We start from the raw sequence: 20,023 nt of genomic DNA on the forward strand, positions 1-20,023 counted from the left end.
AATTTATTGTATTAGGATTTGGTTTTTTTTGGTTTCGTGCCTCAACCCAACCTACAATCTATTGAAATATGTTAAATTTGTCATTGTGGTAGAATAAAACTAGACTCTCACAGAAAACATGACAATAGACTCTTCAATTCCTTTTAATTTAAGAGATTGAATAAGTTGAATTTCTTGAGGATTTAAAAACTCTGCTACGGTTTCAGATACTAAAATGGCGTTAGCCTCAGCTACTTCTTGTAAACGAGCCGCCATATTAACAGCCGGGCCAATAGCAGTATAATCAGAACGTTGTACCCCACCAAACATCCCCACTACCGCACTCCCTTGGTTAATACCACAACGAAATTGTACCGGAACATCCACTAAACCTTGACTTTTCCACCGTTGATTGAGAACCTCTAACTGACGGTACATTCCCCTAGCAGCCGCGATCGCTCGATGAGCTTGTTCTTTCGCCGATAAATCCTCTGGCGCACCAAATAAAGCCATCAAAGCATCTCCAATAAACTTATCTACCGTTCCCCCATAGTCAAAAACCGCCACCGTCATAGCCTCAAAATACTCATTTAATAAAGTGGCGATCGCTTGGGCCCCTAATTGAGTCGCTAAGGGAGTAAAACCCACCAAATCACTAAACAAAATGGTAACTAAACGCGGTTCGGGACGTAAATCTAAGCTTAACTCCCCTGTGGCTACCTTATTGACAATAGAAGCCGGTAAAAACCGTTTCAGGACAGATTCTGTCAAATATCGATTAAGTTGTTTAACCCGTTGTTCACTTTGACGTAATTGTTCAGCTTGTTGTTTAGTTTTATCATAAAGTCTAGCCTGTTGTACCGCGATCGCGGCTTGAGACGCTACCGCTTGAGCTAACTTAATTTCAGAAGATAACCAATGACGAGGGCGATCAACCTGACGTAAAGAAATACTACCAATAATCTCCCCATCCACAATTAAAGGAACTATCAGTAACGCTTGAGTCTTTTGACGCAACGGTAGATCAAATTGATTCATATCAGGATATTTATCCATATCCTCAAATATCACAGGCATCATAGTACTAAGAAGTTTTTGTAACACCCGATTTTGAGCAATAGGGACAATAGACTGAGGAAGGGGATCTACCTTAACCTCATGACGATCATACAAACCAACACACTGGACAAATTCATCAGTTTTTGTCCAAAGAGACAAAGCACAACCATCTATGCCTAACCCTTGGCCTAATTGATAAGTGATCGCTTTAAAAATTACTTCAGGATCAAGACTAGCCCGAATAGCCGCCGTAATGGTATTAATTAAAGCTTCTCTATGGGCTAAATTTCTCACCTCCTCATAAGCTTGAGCTTGAGAAATGGCTAAGGTAATTTGTTCTATTAGTATAGTGGTTAAGAGAATCTCGTCTTCAGACCAACTATAACAAGGACGACAATGATGTAAACCCAAAACAGCGATTAATTTTTCATCTAAAATCAAAGGAACTAATAAAGAAGCTCCAATACCCATTTTTTGATAAGCTTCTACTTTTTGCTGCTGTTGAGGGCTATTTTCTTGAGCAAGTGCAATCGACACACAAGAAATAATTTCAATCTTCTGGGTTTCCCAAATTGTTTGTTCTAAAAGCTGAGTCTTAAGAGAAATCTCGGTATTATTGTCCTGGGTTAAGTTGAGAGAGGGATAAATAATAGTCTGACGCAAGAGGGAATTTGAGCGAAAGGGACGTAAAATACACCAATCAACCTTTAATAGTTGTCCCAACTGAGTGACAATTTTTAGTATGCCTTCCCCCAAAGAAGAAGAATCAAGTGTCGATGACAAGAAATAGCTATTCACACAGATCAAGGATAATTGATAACTGAGCATTCATACCCCACACCCAAACCAAGCGTAGCTTTGATAAAATAGAGCAAAGGCACAATCGAGCCAAATTTTAATTCAGTGGGGAGAGTTTGTGGAATTTTGTCGGTTATCATCTGTTTTCTCTTATCGCTCAACACCCAGGGATAGTCATCGAAAAACTCCCCCAGTTACTATTAGAATAGCTCAAATTCATGATATTAAAGGACTCGTTGAGGTTCTGACTCAGAGCTTTCACCCCCCTCATGGCTGGCTGTCTTGGCTACAACCTGTATTAAAATTAGGCGTATACGAAGACTTACGAACTCGTTTAAGTTCCTCTTATCCCTATTATCGCTGTTTGGTAGCCCTTGAATCTGGGGAAATAGCCAGGGAAAACCTACCATCTATCGTGGGTACAGTAGAAATTGCCCTGCGTAATGGATTGATCAATGAATCTCTTTATATTAGCAATTTAGCCGTTAGTCATACTTATCGACGACAAGGTGTAGCCCGAAATCTTCTCTTAAAATGTGAACAAATTGCGGTAGAATGGGATCATCAATCCCTTAGTCTTCACGTCCTAGAAGATAATTATCCTGCTAAAAAGCTTTATCTTAGTCTGGGTTATCAACTCCTTAAAACTGAAATAAGTTGGCATAATTTGTTATTTAAAAGTCCCAAACGCTTATTTTTACAAAAAACCTTAAAAATTGATACCCAGTCACTTTAAAAGATGTCAGAAAACTTCCTAACCACTGAAGCTAAAAGCAAACGAGAACAACAAATTGCTGATATCCTGACTTGTTTACAGAAAAAAGAACTATTGATCGTTAATCCCCGTCGTAAAAATGGTTTAATTCTTTATAAACCCTATTATGCCGAATTTGCCGGCCCTGGTGCCGCCATTGGCGCAGAATTTGACCAAGATGTCATAAATGTTCTTCCCGTAGGTAATCTCGCTTTAGTCATGCCTAAAACCACTCAAGAACGCATTAATAGTTATTTAATTCGACGACAATGGGTCAAGTTAGCTAAACAAATTACAGATAATTCTATTGCTCAACAACGGGGACAAGTTATTCTTAATCAATTTGAACACTGGTTTGATGCTGATACTGCCAGTCAACTCCCTAACGAAGCTTTCGCCTTATTAGTAGGTGTACTCCCCCAAACCATGAAAAAAGTCCGCTATGAATGTGAACTGCTTTAACAGTTATCAGTTATCAGTTATCAGTAAAGAATGATCCTTCTATGCTAAGTCATCTGAGTTCGAAATCTGGCAATTTTGGTGGACAATTTGTCAAAATTAGGAGTCTGGCAACCCTTATTCTATCGTGAGAAGAATTATAACTCCGAACTCCGAACTCCTAACACCCAACTCAGGTAAGTCAGCTTTTGTCAGGTAATCTTGAAAAAAATCTTCATTTTGTTTTCTAGGATGCAATCGTTTTTTGCTATTGTAGATACTCTGTCACGATAAGCATATATTCTTGGGAGAACTCCTGTGTTTCAGAAACTTTACAAAAGTTAACTCAATGATGTAGTATTGTTAAGGAACAAAATCTAGGATAACCAACTCTCAACCAATAATCTAGTTCCCTTCGTGATCAAGACCCTGTTCAAACCCTGATCATACCTGCTTAGTTAAGGATAGCAGTAAACAAACGATAAACTCTCTTTATAATCCCTTTCGTTTCTAGATAAACCTTCATTAAATACTTGATCGAACCTTAGTCTCCATCACACTTATTAACCTAATTACTGAAATTTATCTTATGAAGCTTGCTAAAAATTCCCCCGACCCCGTACGCGCTTACCTCAGAGAAATTGGTCGCGTCCCCTTACTCACCCACGAAGAAGAAATCCTTTACTCTAAACGAGTCCAACGTGCGGTCACTTTAGACAGAATTAGAGAATCTTTAATCGAAGAAATGGGTCAAGAACCCACAGAAGTTCAATGGGCCAAAGCTGCTAACATGACTCAAAAGGAACTGTTGGCCACCATTGCATCAGGAGAATCCGCTAAACGCAAAATGGTAGAAGCTAACCTCCGGTTAGTCGTCTCCGTAGCGAAAAAGTATCTTAAACGCAATCTAGACCTACTAGATTTGATCCAAGAAGGAACCATCGGCATGCAGCGAGGAGTCGAAAAATTTGATCCCACCAAAGGATATCGTTTTTCCACTTATGCTTACTGGTGGATTCGTCAAGCTATTACCCGTGCGATCGCAGAAAAAAGCCGTACTATTCGCTTACCTATCCACATAACGGAAAAACTCAATAAAATTAAAAAAGCACAAAGACAACTCGCGCAAGAAAAGGGTAGAGCCGCTACAATTGCAGAATTAGCCGAAGAATTAGAACTCACCCCCCGACAAGTGCGAGAATATTTAGAACGGGCTAGACAACCCCTATCTTTAGATTTAAGAGTAGGAGATAATCAAGATACAGAATTAGGTGATCTCCTAGAAGATAGTGGCCCCACTCCCGAAGATTTTGCCACCCATTCTTCCCTACAGTTAGACTTAGACAAACTTATGGAAGACTTGACGACCCAACAACGGGAGGTACTGGCCCTCAGATTTGGACTAGCTGATGGTCAACCCTTGACTTTGGCGAAAATTGGTACTATTCTTAATATTAGTCGGGAGAGAGTCAGACAAATTGAACGAGAAGCTCTCTCAAAATTACGAAAACGTAAAGCCAATATTAGAGAGTATCTCGCCTGTTAATCTCAACAAGACTTTTTTCGGTCGGAGAATGCGGAATTTACGGTTCGGTTCTACCGACCTTACTTTCTTAAAAAAACTTGTTAAACTAAAAAAGATAAGGTTGTTCATAAGTTTCAATTCTTAACTCAATCGAGACTCATATCTACAGGAGGTAAACAGTGAATAATGAATTAAACCGTTCTCAAGGTTTCTTTGGTAATGAGAATGAAAGCGAAACATTATGGAAATATGTTCAATCTCTGACACCAGAAACCATTGCTCAGTTATCTAAACCTGATTCCTCTGAAGTTTTTCAGGTGATGGAACGTAATATTATTGGTTTACTTGGTAATCTTCCCTCTGAACATTTTGGCGTTAGTATTAACACCAGTCGGGATCATTTGGGTCGTTTATTAGCTTCTGCTATGATGAGTGGTTATTTCCTTCGCAATGCTGAACAACGCTTGACTTTTGAAAAATCCTTACAAGCGGTTGATAGTAAAAGTGTTGATGATGAGTAAATACGCTTAGAGGTTACTATTTTTGATAATTTGATAGTTACTTTTGAACAATTAACCATGGGTAATTGACAATTGATAATTAATTGGTTTATGGTTCGGCATCCCTCACCAACCATCCTGTCTTTTACAAGGGAAAGAAAAAAGAGAACGGTTCATTTCTGCTAATAATTTATCAATTATCAATTATCAATTAGTTTCCTATGACTGAAATTTCTAATCAAATTCCTCATAAAAAGATTGGAGTTGCCGTTATTTATAATGAGACGGGAAAAATCTTAATTGATAAACGATTAGAAAAAGGATTATTAGGAGGTTTGTGGGAATTCCCTGGGGGAAAAATTGAAGCCAATGAGACGGTAGAATCTTGTATTAAACGAGAAATTATCGAAGAAATTGGTATTGAGATTGAAGTCGAGGAACATTTAATTAGTATTGAGCATACTTATAGTCATTTTAAAGTAACGTTAATTGTTCATTATTGTCGTTATTTAGGGGGAGAACCTCAACCAATAGAATGTCAAGAAATTCGTTGGGTAACATTAGATGAAATAGAGACTTTTCCTTTTCCTAAAGCGAATACACAAATTATTGAAGTGTTGAAAAAAAATAAACGAGTTTAACAGGAGATTAGAGCAATAAATATCTCTTAAACAAGCATTAGATGATGAGTGGTTTCCTAAATAATGGATATAAGGGAGAGGGGTTACAACCTAGTTACATTTCTTCACATAGTATTGTTTATTTATGTCCGACTACTTAATTTATAATTTATAATTTAATGTCAATCCTTAATAATAAATTGAAATCGGCAACAACCGCCAGTCAAAATGATCATCCCAGTGGCGACAAACGCTTCAAAGTTCTAGATGTAACCATGAAGCGTGACCAATATCGTCAAGATTCCCTAATTGAAATTTTACACAAAGCACAAGAACTGTTTGGTTATTTAGAAGATGATGTCTTAGTTTATGTTGCGAGGGCATTAAAACTGCCTCTCAGTCGGGTTTATGGAGTCGCTACCTTTTATCATCTGTTCTCGCTGAAACCGGCCGGAAATCATACTTGTGTAGTTTGTTTAGGTACTGCTTGTTACGTTAAAGGGGGAGAAACCATTCTCAAAGCTTTAGAAGCCAAATTAAGCATTCATCCCGGAGAAACCAGCGAAGATGGGGAAATTTCCCTAATGTCGGCCCGTTGTATTGGGGCCTGTGGTATTGCACCGGCCGTCGTTTTTGATGGAACTGTTGCGGGAAAACAGGGGACAGATACCGTCTTAGAAAAAGTGAACACTTGGCAAAAAGAAGGTAAGCAATGGACAATTAGATAAGTAGAGGTTTATCAATTTATTCTCAATTAATTGGTAAAAGGAGTATTACAATGGATTGGAATCAATTACAAAATATCATTGCCCAAGAACAAGCTAAACGCAAAAGTATTAGAGTTCATTGTTGCACCTCAAGCGGTTGTGCGGCCGCTAATTCTTTACAAGTGAAACAACAATTAGAACAAGCCGTTATAGATAATAATATTAGCGATCGCGTGGAAGTAGTTGGGGTAGGTTGTATGGGGTTTTGTGGACGAGGCCCCTTAGTCGAAGTTGACCCGAATAACCTCTTATATGAAGAAGTTACGCCAGAAACCGCCCCTAGTATTATTGACGCGCTTAATGGGGGGACAGCTACCTGTCTTCAAGGAGATACTAAACATCCCTTTTTTAGTCATCAAATGCTAGTTGTCAGGGAATTTAGCGGTAAAATCAACCCTGAACGTATCGAAGAATATATCGCTGTGGGGGGATATCAATCTCTTTATAAAGCCATTTATGAGATGACTCCCACACAAGTTATCAGTGAAGTGACCAAAAGTGGACTTAGGGGAAGGGGTGGAGGAGGCTATCCTACCGGACTCAAATGGGCTACAGTAGCTAAAATGCCCAGCAAACAAAAATACGTCATTTGTAATGCAGATGAGGGAGATCCAGGGGCCTTTATGGATCGTAGCGTATTAGAAAGTGATCCTCATTTAGTATTAGAAGGAATGGCGATCGCAGCTTATGCGGTGGGTGCAGATCACGGTTTTATCTATATTCGCGCTGAATATCCCTTAGCGATCGAACGGTTACAGAAAGCCATACAACAAGCGAAACGATACGGGTTAATAGGCAGTCAAATTTTTGCGTCTTCCTTTGATTTTAAAGTAGATATTCGTATTGGGGCCGGGGCCTTTGTTTGTGGGGAAGAAACCGCCCTGATTCATTCTATTGAAGGGGGAAGGGGAAACCCTCGGCCACGCCCTCCCTATCCGGCGGAAAAGGGACTCTGGGACTGTCCAACGTTGATCAATAATGTAGAAACCGATGCTAATATTGCCGTCATTATTCGCAAAGGGAGTCAGTGGTATTCTGGTATTGGAACTGAAAAGAGTAAGGGAACCAAAATCTTTGCCTTAACAGGAAAAATTCGCAATAATGGACTAATTGAAGTGCCGATGGGCATTACCTTACGAGAGATTGTCGAGGAAATGGGGGGCGGTGTTCCTGATGGGGAGGTCAAAGCCGTACAAACTGGGGGCCCTTCTGGGGGATGTATTCCTGCGTCTTTACTGGATACTCCGGTTGATTATGATTCCTTGAGTCGATTGGGGTCTATGATGGGGTCAGGGGGCATGGTAATCATGGATAATACTACCAGTATGGTAGAAGTTGCTAAGTTTTATATGGATTTTTGTCGAGAAGAATCTTGTGGAAAATGCACCCCTTGTCGAGCAGGAACTGTACAATTATATGAATTATTAGATCGGTTAATAAAAAGGGAAGGAACGGCTCAAGATTTAACGAAATTAGAAGCCCTTTGTTATATGGTAAAAGAAACCAGTTTATGTGGGTTAGGAATGAGTGCGCCTAATCCAATTTTGAGTACCTTAAGATATTTTAAGGAAGAATATGAGGCCTTGTTAGAAGTATTAGTGTAGGGTGTGTTAGACGGCGACAATCTTTGTTATCACTAACATTTGCTAAGAGATTATTGCCCTATTTCCTTATTGCTATATGAGGGCTTGTTATATAAAGACATATAGCATTTTTATATTTCACATGAAAATACTATAGTAGTAGTTAATCTTCTGTAGGGACATAATATTCTTATTAAGGAGAAAACCTAGTTTAATAATCCATTAAATCTGTTAAATACTATACCGGAATTCTTAATAGTTAATTAAGTTTAAGTGTTTTTGTTAAGTTTTGTAAAGCAAAGATTAACTGAATCTGAAAAATAGTGCTAATTAGAGAAGAAATGATGCGCGAAATAGGAAGTCTTCAGTAGAATCTGAACTAGCTGCTTTAACGCAACAAAATTTTGTAGCGAAGTCAACACTTCGTTATCAGTAAAAAGTGTTTAATAAAGCAATAGGATACTATGACAGAATCAGTTTTTCCAGGTCAAGTAAACCCCTCTCGTGATCCCGTTCAAATCCAAAAATGGATGCGCTTCCTGGTGTGGAAAATTGCGATCGCCACCCTTTTATTAATGGCGGTAGGAAGTGCCACCAGGGTGATGAATGCGGGACTTGCTTGTCCTGACTGGCCCCTATGTTATGGTCAACTTGTCCCCACCCAACAGATGAACCTGCAAGTATTTTTAGAATGGTTCCACCGTCTGGATGCTTCTCTGATTGGGCTAAGTACAATGGCTTTAGTAGGACTATCTTGGTGGTTCCGAAAAGAACTGCCTAAATGGCTTCCTTGGGCTTCTGTAGGGGCTTTGGGCTTAATTTTGTTCCAAGGGGTATTAGGGGGACTTACCGTCACCCAACTGTTGCGGTTTGATATTGTCACCGCTCACCTGGGGGCTGCGTTGCTGTTTTTTGGCTCCCTGATTATCATTGCTGTATGTCTGACTCCTTATCAGGGAACCTCCACTGCAGGAAAATTAAGCCCTGTGGCTGTCACTGCTACTATTTTAGTCTACATACAATGTTTGTTAGGGGGATTAGTCGGTTCCCGTTGGGCCTTACATCAGTGTTTTGGGAGTTCTCAACTCTGCACCGTGATGAATAGTCATATTATAGGTGTTTTCCCTGCCACTATTGCCACCTTAGCCGTAGTTTTTCTGGCTTGGCGTATCCCTGCCCTGCATCCTGTATTACGTCAGTTAGCTTGGGTTTGTGGGGGTATTGTGGCCTTACAGATTCTTTTAGGGGTTGCTACCTTCCGTTTACATCTACAAGTAGAACCCTTAACTGTTGCTCATCATACTGTGGGTGCTGTCTTATTTGGTACCTTACTGACTTTGACAACCTTATCCATCCGCGATCGCTACTCAAAGAATACTCAATCTTTAGTAGCTCATAACTCATAAATTAACAGAATTTGGTGTGAATAATGATTGGGACTAATGTCGCCCCCCGTAATGAAAATTTTCTGCAAGTCGTCAACAGTTATTGTCAACTGACGAAACCTCGAATTATTCCCCTATTGTTGATCACTACCGCCGCGTCGATGTGGATTGCCTCTAAGGGAGAGGTAGACTCCTTTCAATTATTGATCACCTTATTAGGGGGAACTTTAGCAGCGGCCTCGGCTCAGGTGATGAATTGCATCTATGATCGAGATATTGATTATGAGATGTTACGCACTCGGGCCCGTCCTATTCCTGCTGGACGAGTACAACCCCTTCATGCCCTGATTTTTGCCGTTATTTTAGGGGTGCTTTCTTTTAGCCTTTTTGTCGTTTTTGTTAACCTTCTGAGTGGTTTATTAGCAATGTCCGGCATTGTTTTTTATATGCTGGTCTATACTCATTTACTCAAGCGTAATACTCCCCAAAATATTGTTATTGGTGGGGCCGCAGGTTCTATTCCTCCTTTGGTGGGTTGGGCTGCTGTAACGGGAGATTTAAGCTGGGCCCCTTGGGTCTTATTTGCCATCATTTTCTTATGGACTCCTCCCCATTTTTGGGCTTTAGCGTTAATGATTAAAGAGGATTATGCTCAGGTTAATGTGCCAATGATGCCTGTGATAGAAGGGGAAGAATCAACGGTTAAGCAAATTTGGGTTTACACTTTGTTGTTTATTCCTTGTACTTTCTTGTTGGTTTATCCTTTGGGAGTATCTGGGGTAATTTATGGCATCATTGCCGTTATTTTAGGGGCGATGTTTCTCCAAAAAGCTTGGCAATTAAAACAAGCACCCCTGGATCAAGATTTAGCGCGATCGCTGTTTAAGTTTTCTATTCTTTATCTGATGTTATTGTGTACGGGAATGGTGGTGGATAGTCTGCCTATGAGTCATCAATTAATTGCCGCTTTAGGGGATAATTTGACTACGTTAGTTAGTTTAATTCCTCTTTCTTAGAATCTTTAAATATGGGGGGCTTAATATCATTAAGCCCCTACATTTTTTTATTAAAAAAATCTTATGGGTTATTCAGTAAAAAAAAAGGGAAACTTTAGAATAAAGAGCATGAGAGAAATGGTTTTAACACCTACAAAATATTAGTTAAGTCCAAAGTATATTTTAACTGGTCTATTTAATTACTATAATACCCAATAAATTAAAAATTGAGGTAGCGATCGCCGATATTTATAATTTGCTTTTACTTGTATTCGACTGCTATAATGGTGATGGCTAATATCAATAGTAGTACCTTTTATTTCTTATCGGGATAAACTCCGGTTAACCTCATAACATCTTCAACAGTTGTACAATAATTATTTAACCCAAAAGTAGCAGGAGTAACAGGATTCTGATAACAAAAATGACGATAATTAATTGAGAAATAATCCCAATCTTCCATCTTTAACTTAAATACTTTAATAAAGAAATTAATTAAAGGAATAGACAAAATAATACTTAAATAAATCCGTTTATTAAGATAATTACAAATTTCTTGAATTGCTTGATCAATGGTTATTCTTTTATTACCTAAAACTAAATTTTTATTTTCTGATTCAGCTAAAGGATTATCTACCAAATATTGAACAACTTTAGCAATATCTTTAGCATGAACATAATGAAAACTACCATCCGCTTTAAACCAACGAATTAAATCTATCCATTTAATGACATCTCCAAACCCTCCCGAAAGATGAGAATAAGGTTTATTAGCTTCACCTCCAAACACAAGAGTAGGAAAAACCGTCGTCACTTTTTGATAAATTGGTAAATCTTGTAACTGCATATAACATTGATATTTAGTGCGAATATAATTAGTTCCTAACTCCCCTGCTTCCGGTAACGGTTTATTTTGTTGATCCAAAATACTCGCAGTTGAAAAATAAATAATTTGTTCACAAACTTGAGGATCAAGTAAATTCATTAACTGCAAAGTTTTAATCACATTAATCTCATAAGATTCTGTAATACCTCCCCAACTGGTAGCCGCTAAAATAGCAATATTAACCGTCTTTAATAAATCACTAAATTTTTCAATATTTTGTAGCTCACCCGTGATAAGATGAACATTAGGACGGCTTAAATAATTAAACTGCAACTTATCAGGATTTCTCACCAAAAAATAAAGCTCATGATCTGTTTCTTGAATCAGAGCTTCTGCCATATAATGACCTATACAACCACTAGAACCCGTTATAAAAATCCGTTTCATTCGTTAAAAAAGGGGAATATAGACAATGATGGGAATGATAACACTTTCTTCCTGGTAAGGTGGGCAATGCCCACCTTACTACTATTAAACTGGCAAAGCTAATAATTGATCAACCTGTTTAGCAGTTTCAAAGAAACAACGCACATTATCTTCAGGAGTTCCCACTAATACCCCATGACCTAAGTTTAAAATATGACCACCTCGTCCGGCTTTGCGCACCGTATCAAGAATACGACCTTTAATAAACTCATGGGAACCAAATAACACCCCAGGATCAATATTTCCCTGTACCTTCATATCTTTCCCTAACCTTTGTCTGGCCTCAGCCATATCTACAGTCCAGTCTACACTAACAATATCTACCCCAGATTGACCCATTCTCTCTAAAACGCCAGCACTACCGCTAATATAAAGAATTAGGGGAGTATCAGGATGAGTCTCTTTAACTTGACGCACTACTTGTTGTTGATAAGGAAGGGCAAACACTTCATAATCTTGAGGAGTTAATTGACCTGCCCATGAATCAAATAATTGCACAACTTGCGCCCCACAGTCAATCTGATAACGCACATAAACCGCGATCGCATCAGCTATTTTACTCAAAAAATTATGCAAAATAGCAGGTTGAGAAAAAGCCATACCCTTAATAATAGAATAGTTTTTAGAGCTTTTTCCTTCAATAGCATAAGCCGCTAATGTCCAAGGCGATCCTACAAATCCTAACACAGTAGATTGATTTCCTACTTCTTGACGTAAGGTTTGTAAAATCGTTTTGATAAAAGGCAAAGATTCTTCAGGATCAAGAGGAAACAATTTATCTACTTGCTCTTGAGTGCGAATAGGAGGATCAATAACCGGCCCTTTACTTTCAATAATATCAAAAGGAATCCCTATACCCGGCAAAGGAGTTAAAATATCAGAAAACATAATCACCCCATCGGGTTGAAATGCTCGCCAAGGTTGCAGAGAAATTTCGATAGCGAGGTCAGCATTTTCGGATCTTTGACGGAAACCAGGGTATTTATCCCGTAAATCCCTATATACTTGCATATAACGGCCTGCTTGACGCATCATCCACACAGGGGGACGATCTAACACCTCTCCCCGTGCAGCGCGAAGAAGACAAGGCATATCATTAGCTTGAGTCATCGTGGCTTTTCCAGTAATAAGCGTGCATTTCTCAGCTTATCATTGTGGGTGAGCCTCCCCACCAGACGAATTAATGAATGTTCAAAAATTAATTAAGGAACTAATTGCCAAATTTGACTTCTTTTGTGAGTAGGGATTGACAAACCATAGTCAAAGACGGCAATCTTAAACAAAGTTAAAATTGAAACTACTTTAAGAATCTACTGTCTTTATGCTGCCTTTCTTATCATCACTGCTAGTGGCTCAAGCGACATCGTCCCTAACCTTCAGGGAACTCCCCCCTCAATTTATTGCTGAACCCCAACAGGTTCGTACCTTACCCGGCAAACTCAACGATGTCTTGGTTTTTAACAGCAATAGTCCAGAAGTGGTACAAACAGAAGGGGTTCTCCTATCAACTTTTCCCCCTAATGGGAAACAAGTTCCATCAGCCCACTTAAATAAGCCCATGGAAGGGCGATTTGATATCTTCACCCATCATATTTCCCGACCGAACCAACCGCGCACCCTCTATCAAGGTATTCTTGTTCATAACCCAACCTCTCAAACTGTTATTGTCAGAGTCCTACAAGGAGCAAGTTATCTAACTTCTCCTGATGCTCCTTTTGTTCAGTTACCTCCTGTGGTGGAAGATCCTTCTGGACGAATATTTTCTGGACCAGGATCTCGCCTTATGGGAGATATTCTACGGGGATTTAATGATCCTCAGTTGGCCCGTCGTATTACTATTCCCCCTGGTCAAAGTAGGATGCTGTTTAGCTTACCTATCAGTCCTAGTAACGCTCGTTCTACTTTTATGCGGGTTTATAGTGACGGGCCGGTTTATGTGGCTAATTTGGCAATGTATGAAGTCCCTGATCAATTATCAGAAGATACGGAGGTTATTACCTATCGTTCCCCTCACCTCAATGAATGGCGATACTTGATGACTAAAGGAAATTTGATTTTTCCCAGGGATCTTGCCCCAACCCCTCCTAATGCCATTAGACCAGAGGAAAAGACGATTTATGGTCGAGTAGCAGGAATTTCGGTAGGCTCGGAATGGGAGGCTACTGTCTCTGATGGGCCCGGTAAACCTTATTTGAGTATCCCTGAACGGGGTAAGGCGTTTTCTTATCCTCTGAGTACGGTGACAACGGGAACTCACGGCACACAACAGGTACAAAGTGCGCCTATGTTAGTGCGTTATCCTGATACGGCTTATCAAGCTCATGGTAATTATGGGGTACATTACAGTCTGACTCTACCTTTGAGTAATAAAACTAATGAAAGGCAAACTGTGGCAGTTGCTCTACAAACTCCTTTTAAACAGGATCAATATGCCGATCGCCTGATCTTTACTCATCGTCCTCAAGGTCAAATTTTCTTTCGCGGAACGGTACGAGTTGCTTATAAGGAGCAAGATGGCACTACTCAAGCACGATATTTTCACTTAGTGCAACGACAGGGACAACAAGGGGAACCTTTAATGCGCTTTAATTTAGCTCCAGGGGAAAGTAGAGAGGTAGAGGTTGATTTTATCTATCCTCCTGATGCAACTCCTCCCCAAGTCCTCACAGTGCGTACTCTGGAGTTATTCTATGGGGACTCTCGTTAAGCGAAATAAAAGTAGGGGTCAACGGCGGTTGACCCCTACAACAAGGGCTAAAAGATAAAAGCATAGGCGGTTTAAATGCACAACGCCTTTTAAGCTAAAATCAAACATGGTGATTTCCCTGAATAAAAAGCGATTAACCTCATGAAATATTTGTTAAGATTAGCGGTTATTTTTCTGTGTTTTTGGGGGTTAATTGCCCCAATGTCGGCTCATGCGGCTAGTTCTTCTTCCGTAACTGGTAGCGTAGCTTCTTTTGCCGATGTAAATCTCACAGGGAAGGATTTTTCGGAACAAAATCTACAAACGGCTCAATTTACTAACGTCGATCTCACAGACGCTAATTTTCGTCAGGCTGATCTACGGGGGTCGGTTTTTAATGGTTCAGCTTTAACTAATGCTAATTTACAAGGGGCAGATTTAACTAACGGGTTAGCTTATCTGAGTAGTTTTCAAGGGGCAGATCTCTCAGATGCTGTCTTCGCTGAAGCTATTATGTTACGCACCATTTTTGATAATGCTACAATTACAGGGGCTGATTTTACTTTTGCGGTTTTAGATGGCTACCAAGTTGCTCAACTGTGCGCTCGCGCCGATGGGGTTAATTCAAAAACTGGGGTTAGTACCCGTGAGTCTTTGGGCTGTTTATGATGGTTAAGCGCGTTGGTGTAATTGGTGGTGGACAATTAGCCTGGATGATGGCTGATGCGGCTCAACGGTTAGGCGTAGAATTAGTCATACAAACCCCCTTCCCTGATGATCCGGCTGTCTCTATCGCCCATGAGGTCGTTTTTGCCCCCATTGATAATGCGATCGCTACAGCCCAATTAGCTCAAGGATGTGATATCATTACTTTTGAGAATGAGTTTATTAATTTAGTTGATTTACAACAATTAGAGCAACAGGGGGTCTGTTTTCGCCCCAGTTTAGCCGCTCTTTCCCCTTTATTAGACAAATATCAGCAACGTAGTTATCTACAAAAAATTAATCTACCTGTTCCTGATTTTACTGTCTTAGACGACTCTTTATCTGTCCGTTGGCCATTCCCCGTGGTGGTTAAAGCTCGTCGTCATGGTTATGATGGTCAAGGCACTTTTATAATTAAAACCCCCCAGGAGTTAGAAAAAACTCGTCAAGCTTTCTCGTCTATTACCTTGATGGTTGAGGAGTTTATCCCTTTTGAACGAGAATTAGCTGTCATGGCCGCTCGTAGTGTTACGGGTGAAGTAGTAGTCTATCCAGTAACGGAAACCTATCAAAAAAATCAGGTTTGTCATTGGGCGATCGCACCTGCTAATATTACTCCTGAAATTCAAGCTCAAGTGACGGAAATTGCCTCTCATTTACTGACTCAATTACAAGTCGTAGGCATTTTTGGTATTGAACTATTTTTAACCTCAGAAGGTCAATTATTAGTCAATGAGATTGCACCGCGTACCCACAATTCAGGGCATTACACCCTAGATGCTTGTAATATCTCTCAATTTGAGATGCAATTACGGGCAGTTATGGGACTTCCTTTATGCACACCTGAGCTAATTTGTCAAGGGGCAGTAATGATAAATTTGTTAGGGTATGAACATTCTAATAACGATTATAGAGAAAAACGTCAGAAAATGTCAAGCCTTCCTCAGACTTATGTGCATTGGTATGGTAAAAAAGAGTCTCGTCAGGGCAGAAAATTAGGTCATGTTACTGTTTTGTTAGAAGAAGTAATTGAGTCTGAAATAAAGCGACAAGAAGCTTTATTAAATAGGGCTAAACAGATAGAATCTATTTGGTATAGTTGATAAGTAAATTGTCATAATTAAACGTATATTGTCATTGCGAGTAGAACGAAGCAATCGCAGGAGTGTGGATAGTTAATTATAACGGGTTCTACCGAACCTAATAACCTGAGTTCGATATAACTGAAATAGCCAAAACCTTTGTCCAGCTTCGCTTAAGAGGTTTCATTGTCGGGTTGTTTCTGCTGCTTATTAAGAATATTCTCAATAAAGAATCAATAAAGCCCGCGATCGCGGGCTTTATGTCATTAACTGAAACTAATTGACAATAGTAAACTAAGACTATTTGGCTTGTAAGTATTCTTAGATATAAGTTTCAGATGTTCGCTTTATGTCGAACTCAGGTTAATAGGCTTAAACTCGATCGGTTAAGCTATTTTCACTTTGAATAACCTAGCCGATTCTTTTCCCATCTGTTTTTTTTGAATAACTTATTTTAGTTATTCTGTATTGACTTATCATTTAGTATAATATAATGATTTTTGAAATCTATTTTAATAAAGCTATTTGTTTTCATAGCTTGAATACCTAAAATAGTAGAAGAAACAATAATTAAGGATAAGAGATATGTATTAAGATTAGTGAAATTTTTCATTTTCAGATAGATGACTAACAATAACTACACTAATTATGGTTACATAAAAATTGTAAAGTAACAAGATAAAATATCTTTATAAAATTTTCTTTATAAAGACATTTATGCAAGAATTATATTGACTTTTAAATAAACCTCAGATAATATAAAGGCAAAATTAATTTTTGATGTAAGTATATGAATAAAAATAAAAAATCCTTTATAAAAACGATAAGGGAGGAAAAGAATCTAACAAGAAAAGAATTAGCTAATATATTTGGTGTGACAGAAATGACAATTTATAACTGGGAAAATAATAATAATATTTTTGAAGAATGGATTGAAAAAATAATTAAAGGATGTGAATTATTAGAATATAATCTTAATGACTTAAAAGAATTTTTAAAGGATACTACGAATATTGAAATTAACACTGATAAAGATATTTTGACAGGATCTCAAAACAACAAAATAATAGCTGGAGAAGTTGACAATAAAGGATTTGATAGTATAATAAATAAAAATCATGATAGTATTTTACTCCCAAATCATATTTCAGATATTTTTTATAATGGCTATAAAAATGACCAAATTTTTAGCTTAATTTCAGAGATAGAGCATAATTTATCTAGTTCTAATAATCAACAACAATCAAACGATATAAATCAAACAATTATTAATAATAATTGTTTAGGAATTGATACTGAATCAATTAATTCTAACGATATAAATAATCAAGGAATAACTGAAGTTTAAACTATTACCAAAACATTTACACTCATTCATTTACCTCATTTACACTAGCTAGACTGTACGGTTCGATTGTATAATAGAGTCTATATGGGAATCCACTCGTATGCACGGCAGTGGAGGTTCAAAATGGGTTCTACCGAACCTAATATGTAACGCTGTTACAATTGTCAGCTTAAACCCTAAAGGGTTAAGCTATAAAGACAAAACCCACCTACGTGGGTTTAATTTAGCCCCCTTCGGAAGGCTTAGTTTTTATAGTATCAGACATAAGGTCTGTCTGTAGGCATTGATTTAATTGATTTCTGACGAGGAGACTCTTATTATATACTTGCTACTGATAATCAAGTAATTTCTCTAGAAGATTTTCTAGACCTACCAGAAGTTAAACCGGCTAGGGAATATATTGATGGTAAAATCATTCGAAAACCTATGCCTAAAGGTAAACATAGCAGATTACAATTAAAGCTTTGTAATAGTATTAATGAGGTAGCAGAAAGTTCAAAAATTGCTTATGCTTTCCGGGGGTTAAGTTGTAGCTTTGGAACCCGTTCTATTGTTCCTGATGTTTCTGTATTTACTTGGTCAAAAATTCCTTTTGATAGGGATGGAGAACCTATACATGATTTTTTATTGTGTCCAGACTGGGTAATTGAAATTTTGTCCCCCCAACAAAGTTCAAATAGAGTGACGGGTAATATTCTTTATTGTTTAGAAAATGGCTGTAAATTAGGATGGTTAATTGATCCTGATGATCGCTCAATTTTGATGTTCTTTGCTGATCAATCTCCTAAATTATTACAAGGGGATGAATCTTTATTGACCTTAGCAGAAATTCCACTAAATTTAACTATTAATCAGGTTTTTAGTTGGCTCAAAATGCAAGCTTAATCAGGATCATTTTTATCTTGAAATTAACTTAAGAGTCCAAAAATCACCCTCCAAAAACAACCGCGTCAGGAATCTCATAACGTTCCTTACCAATGCGAATAATAAAAAGATCGCTCTGTTTTGAGGAACTAAACTCACCTGGATCGGCTTGACTGACATCAGCACCGATCGCTTTACCATTTTTAAAGAAGATCACGCGGCTACGTCCATCCGGTTTTTTTACCGTTACGTCAGCATTACCATTACCTTTACGAACTACGCCAAAAGGACAAGATCCAGTCGGTTGTCCATTCCCCATGGAACAGGGAATATTACCCGTCGCCTGAAAATTTGTCCCCGGAACTTTGGCATCACTGTTAATATTACCTGCAATATTAATTTGAAGTTTGTAGTTTGCCACCTCATTGCGACGCGCTGCACTTCGTATCAGGGCAACCCTTATTAAGTAATCCCCAGAGGCAGGAAGTGTACCTTTAAAGCGATTATTATTAGTTTCGCCGATGAACATTGCCCCATCATTACCAGGTACTTTTCCAGGGGCAAAAATATTAAAAGAATTTCCCCCATTATTGGTAGTCAGACTAACCGTCATCGATTGCCCTGCTTTGGCATTAATCAGGTAATCGACAATCTGTTGCCCTTTGATTTTACCTTGAATAGTTGTTCCTGATGTTCCTGATTTGAATTGAACCCGTTCTTTACGGATTTCACTCAAGGCTGGGGTTGAGAAAAGTGCAGGGGTAGTGATTAACGTTGCCAGTAATAAAGCTGAAAAGAGTTTACGCATTTTTATACTTCCCTAACTTGCAGAGGAATTGGATATAATTAGAAGTTAGATAGACTATCATTATATTAAAAACCATGTCTCAAACTGTTACTATCGAAGATATTTATAAGCTATTTGAGAAAACTAACGAGAATTTCCAGCTATCTCGTCAAGAATATGATCGCCGTGCTGCCGAAGCTAAGGATGAAGCTGATCGCCGTGCTGCCGAAGCTAAGGATGAAGCTGATCGCCGTGCTGCCGAAGCTGATCGCCGTGCTGCCGAAGCTAAGGATGAAGCTGATCGCCGTGCTGCCGAAGCTAAGGATGAAGCTGATCGCCGTGCTGCTGAAGCTGATCGCCGTTTAGCTAAACTTGAAAAAGCTTCTGCTAATGCTATGCGTGCAGTGGAAGGGTTAACCACTCGTTGGGGAAGATTTGTCGAAGAATTGGTAGAACCGGCAGTAATTAAATTGTTTAGAGACAAGGGAATTGATGTTAAAGAAACCTACAGTCGCGCTAGAGTAAAACGTCAAGGAATAGCGATGGAAATTGATATTTTAGCAGTAGATGAAACCGAGATAGTTTTAGTGGAATGTAAGTCTCGTTTGTCGAAAGATGATGTTAATGAATTTTTGGAAAAATTAAGTCGATTTAAAGAAGCATTTCCCCATTATCAAAATTATCATGCTTATGGTGCAGTCGCAGGGATTGAAATTGATGAAGGGGTAGATCGTTATGCTTATAAACAAGGTCTATTTGTTATTAAACCATCGGGAGAAACAGTAGAAATTATTAATGATTCGGGATTTATGCCTAAGTCATGGTAAGTTTATAAG

The 20,023-nt window shown here is 38.6% G+C and carries 19 protein-coding genes; 15 read left to right on the forward strand and 4 right to left on the reverse strand.

Features of this window, described 5'->3' with window-relative positions; translation table 11 throughout:
• Positions 1–99 precede the first annotated feature (99 nt).
• Entirely contained in the window at positions 100–1,821 is a 1,722-nt protein-coding gene (locus tag AsFPU1_RS09685) for a GAF domain-containing protein (protein WP_227875716.1), read from the reverse strand.
• A 133-nt stretch (positions 1,822–1,954) separates the two neighbouring features.
• On the opposite strand from AsFPU1_RS09685, the gene AsFPU1_RS09690 reads away from it, so the two are divergent.
• The 9 genes from AsFPU1_RS09690 (at position 1,955) to AsFPU1_RS09730 (ending at position 10,424) form a co-directional block, all read left to right on the forward strand.
• Positions 1,955–2,572, forward strand: a complete 618-nt coding sequence (locus AsFPU1_RS09690) for a GNAT family N-acetyltransferase (RefSeq protein ID WP_124976072.1) — start codon at positions 1,955–1,957, stop codon at positions 2,570–2,572.
• Positions 2,573–2,575: 3 nt separating this feature from the next.
• Positions 2,576–3,052: a hypothetical protein gene (locus AsFPU1_RS09695; protein WP_124976074.1), complete on the forward strand. Its 477-nt coding sequence runs from the start codon at positions 2,576–2,578 to the stop codon at positions 3,050–3,052.
• 565 nt (positions 3,053–3,617) lie between these two features.
• Positions 3,618–4,574 (forward strand): RNA polymerase sigma factor, RpoD/SigA family, encoded by a 957-nt coding sequence (locus AsFPU1_RS09700; protein ID WP_124976076.1) that lies wholly within the window; start codon positions 3,618–3,620, stop codon positions 4,572–4,574.
• Positions 4,575–4,732: 158 nt separating this feature from the next.
• Positions 4,733–5,074, forward strand: a complete 342-nt coding sequence (locus AsFPU1_RS09705; RefSeq protein ID WP_124976078.1) for a DUF760 domain-containing protein — start codon at positions 4,733–4,735, stop codon at positions 5,072–5,074.
• Positions 5,075–5,274: 200 nt separating this feature from the next.
• Entirely contained in the window at positions 5,275–5,694 is a 420-nt protein-coding gene (gene mutT, locus AsFPU1_RS09710) for an 8-oxo-dGTP diphosphatase MutT (RefSeq protein WP_124976080.1), read from the forward strand.
• A 179-nt stretch (positions 5,695–5,873) separates the two neighbouring features.
• Complete coding sequence (gene hoxE, locus AsFPU1_RS09715) at positions 5,874–6,401, forward strand: bidirectional hydrogenase complex protein HoxE (RefSeq protein WP_227873568.1); 528 nt, start codon at positions 5,874–5,876, stop codon at positions 6,399–6,401.
• Positions 6,402–6,451: 50 nt separating this feature from the next.
• Positions 6,452–8,044, forward strand: a complete 1,593-nt coding sequence (locus tag AsFPU1_RS09720; protein WP_124976084.1) for a NuoF family protein — start codon at positions 6,452–6,454, stop codon at positions 8,042–8,044.
• 443 nt (positions 8,045–8,487) lie between these two features.
• The gene (locus AsFPU1_RS09725) at positions 8,488–9,429 is read left to right on the forward strand and encodes a COX15/CtaA family protein (protein ID WP_124976086.1); all 942 of its coding nucleotides are present in this window, start codon (positions 8,488–8,490) and stop codon (positions 9,427–9,429) included.
• A gap of 23 nt (positions 9,430–9,452) precedes the next feature.
• On the forward strand, positions 9,453–10,424 hold the full coding sequence (locus AsFPU1_RS09730; protein ID WP_125061093.1) for a heme o synthase: 972 nt from the start codon (positions 9,453–9,455) through the stop codon (positions 10,422–10,424).
• Between the two features lie 295 nt (positions 10,425–10,719).
• On the opposite strand, the gene AsFPU1_RS09735 is transcribed toward AsFPU1_RS09730, so the two are convergent.
• Together AsFPU1_RS09735 and hemE are read right to left on the reverse strand one after the other, a co-directional pair.
• A complete protein-coding gene (locus AsFPU1_RS09735) occupies positions 10,720–11,676 on the reverse strand; it encodes an NAD-dependent epimerase/dehydratase family protein (RefSeq protein ID WP_124976088.1) in 957 nt (318 codons plus the stop codon).
• Positions 11,677–11,760: 84 nt separating this feature from the next.
• Positions 11,761–12,825: a uroporphyrinogen decarboxylase gene (gene hemE / locus AsFPU1_RS09740; RefSeq protein WP_124976090.1), complete on the reverse strand. Its 1,065-nt coding sequence runs from the start codon at positions 12,823–12,825 to the stop codon at positions 11,761–11,763.
• A 211-nt stretch (positions 12,826–13,036) separates the two neighbouring features.
• Here hemE and AsFPU1_RS09745 point away from each other — a divergent pair, with 211 nt between their 5' ends.
• The 5 genes from AsFPU1_RS09745 to AsFPU1_RS09765 all read left to right on the forward strand — a co-directional run bounded on the left by AsFPU1_RS09745 (position 13,037) and on the right by AsFPU1_RS09765 (position 18,421).
• The gene (locus AsFPU1_RS09745; RefSeq protein WP_124976092.1) at positions 13,037–14,422 is read left to right on the forward strand and encodes a DUF3370 domain-containing protein; all 1,386 of its coding nucleotides are present in this window, start codon (positions 13,037–13,039) and stop codon (positions 14,420–14,422) included.
• A gap of 141 nt (positions 14,423–14,563) precedes the next feature.
• Complete coding sequence (locus tag AsFPU1_RS09750) at positions 14,564–15,070, forward strand: pentapeptide repeat-containing protein (RefSeq protein WP_124976094.1); 507 nt, start codon at positions 14,564–14,566, stop codon at positions 15,068–15,070.
• Entirely contained in the window at positions 15,067–16,209 is a 1,143-nt protein-coding gene (locus AsFPU1_RS09755) for a 5-(carboxyamino)imidazole ribonucleotide synthase (RefSeq protein WP_124976096.1), read from the forward strand. The genes AsFPU1_RS09750 and AsFPU1_RS09755 overlap by 4 nt, the downstream gene beginning before the upstream one ends.
• A 769-nt stretch (positions 16,210–16,978) precedes the next feature.
• Positions 16,979–17,536 (forward strand): helix-turn-helix transcriptional regulator, encoded by a 558-nt coding sequence (locus AsFPU1_RS09760; protein WP_124976098.1) that lies wholly within the window; start codon positions 16,979–16,981, stop codon positions 17,534–17,536.
• Positions 17,537–17,881: 345 nt separating this feature from the next.
• A complete protein-coding gene (locus tag AsFPU1_RS09765) occupies positions 17,882–18,421 on the forward strand; it encodes a Uma2 family endonuclease (RefSeq protein ID WP_438357524.1) in 540 nt (179 codons plus the stop codon).
• Between the two features lie 43 nt (positions 18,422–18,464).
• Here AsFPU1_RS09765 and AsFPU1_RS09770 read toward each other — a convergent pair whose 3' ends face one another.
• A complete protein-coding gene (locus AsFPU1_RS09770; protein ID WP_124976102.1) occupies positions 18,465–19,208 on the reverse strand; it encodes a hypothetical protein in 744 nt (247 codons plus the stop codon).
• Between the two features lie 74 nt (positions 19,209–19,282).
• On the opposite strand from AsFPU1_RS09770, the gene AsFPU1_RS09775 reads away from it, so the two are divergent.
• The gene (locus AsFPU1_RS09775; RefSeq protein ID WP_124976104.1) at positions 19,283–20,014 is read left to right on the forward strand and encodes a DUF3782 domain-containing protein; all 732 of its coding nucleotides are present in this window, start codon (positions 19,283–19,285) and stop codon (positions 20,012–20,014) included.
• Positions 20,015–20,023: the final 9 nt, after the last annotated feature.

This window comes from Aphanothece sacrum FPU1 (assembly GCF_003864295.1).
Lineage (GTDB): Bacteria > Cyanobacteriota > Cyanobacteriia > Cyanobacteriales > Microcystaceae > Aphanothece_B > Aphanothece_B sacrum.

Coding starts and splice junctions, on each gene's coding strand:
- AsFPU1_RS09695 (WP_124976074.1), top strand. CDS start 2,576: ATGTCAGAAAACTTCCTAACCACTGAAGCTAAAAGCAAACGAGAACAA.
- AsFPU1_RS09700 (WP_124976076.1), top strand. CDS start 3,618: ATGAAGCTTGCTAAAAATTCCCCCGACCCCGTACGCGCTTACCTCAGA.
- mutT (WP_124976080.1), top strand. CDS start 5,275: ATGACTGAAATTTCTAATCAAATTCCTCATAAAAAGATTGGAGTTGCC.
- AsFPU1_RS09720 (WP_124976084.1), top strand. CDS start 6,452: ATGGATTGGAATCAATTACAAAATATCATTGCCCAAGAACAAGCTAAA.
- AsFPU1_RS09725 (WP_124976086.1), top strand. CDS start 8,488: ATGACAGAATCAGTTTTTCCAGGTCAAGTAAACCCCTCTCGTGATCCC.
- AsFPU1_RS09730 (WP_125061093.1), top strand. CDS start 9,453: ATGATTGGGACTAATGTCGCCCCCCGTAATGAAAATTTTCTGCAAGTC.
- AsFPU1_RS09735 (WP_124976088.1), bottom strand. CDS start 11,676: ATGAAACGGATTTTTATAACGGGTTCTAGTGGTTGTATAGGTCATTAT.
- hemE (WP_124976090.1), bottom strand. CDS start 12,825: ATGACTCAAGCTAATGATATGCCTTGTCTTCTTCGCGCTGCACGGGGA.
- AsFPU1_RS09745 (WP_124976092.1), top strand. CDS start 13,037: ATGCTGCCTTTCTTATCATCACTGCTAGTGGCTCAAGCGACATCGTCC.
- AsFPU1_RS09750 (WP_124976094.1), top strand. CDS start 14,564: ATGAAATATTTGTTAAGATTAGCGGTTATTTTTCTGTGTTTTTGGGGG.
- AsFPU1_RS09755 (WP_124976096.1), top strand. CDS start 15,067: ATGATGGTTAAGCGCGTTGGTGTAATTGGTGGTGGACAATTAGCCTGG.
- AsFPU1_RS09760 (WP_124976098.1), top strand. CDS start 16,979: ATGAATAAAAATAAAAAATCCTTTATAAAAACGATAAGGGAGGAAAAG.
- AsFPU1_RS09770 (WP_124976102.1), bottom strand. CDS start 19,208: ATGCGTAAACTCTTTTCAGCTTTATTACTGGCAACGTTAATCACTACC.
- AsFPU1_RS09775 (WP_124976104.1), top strand. CDS start 19,283: ATGTCTCAAACTGTTACTATCGAAGATATTTATAAGCTATTTGAGAAA.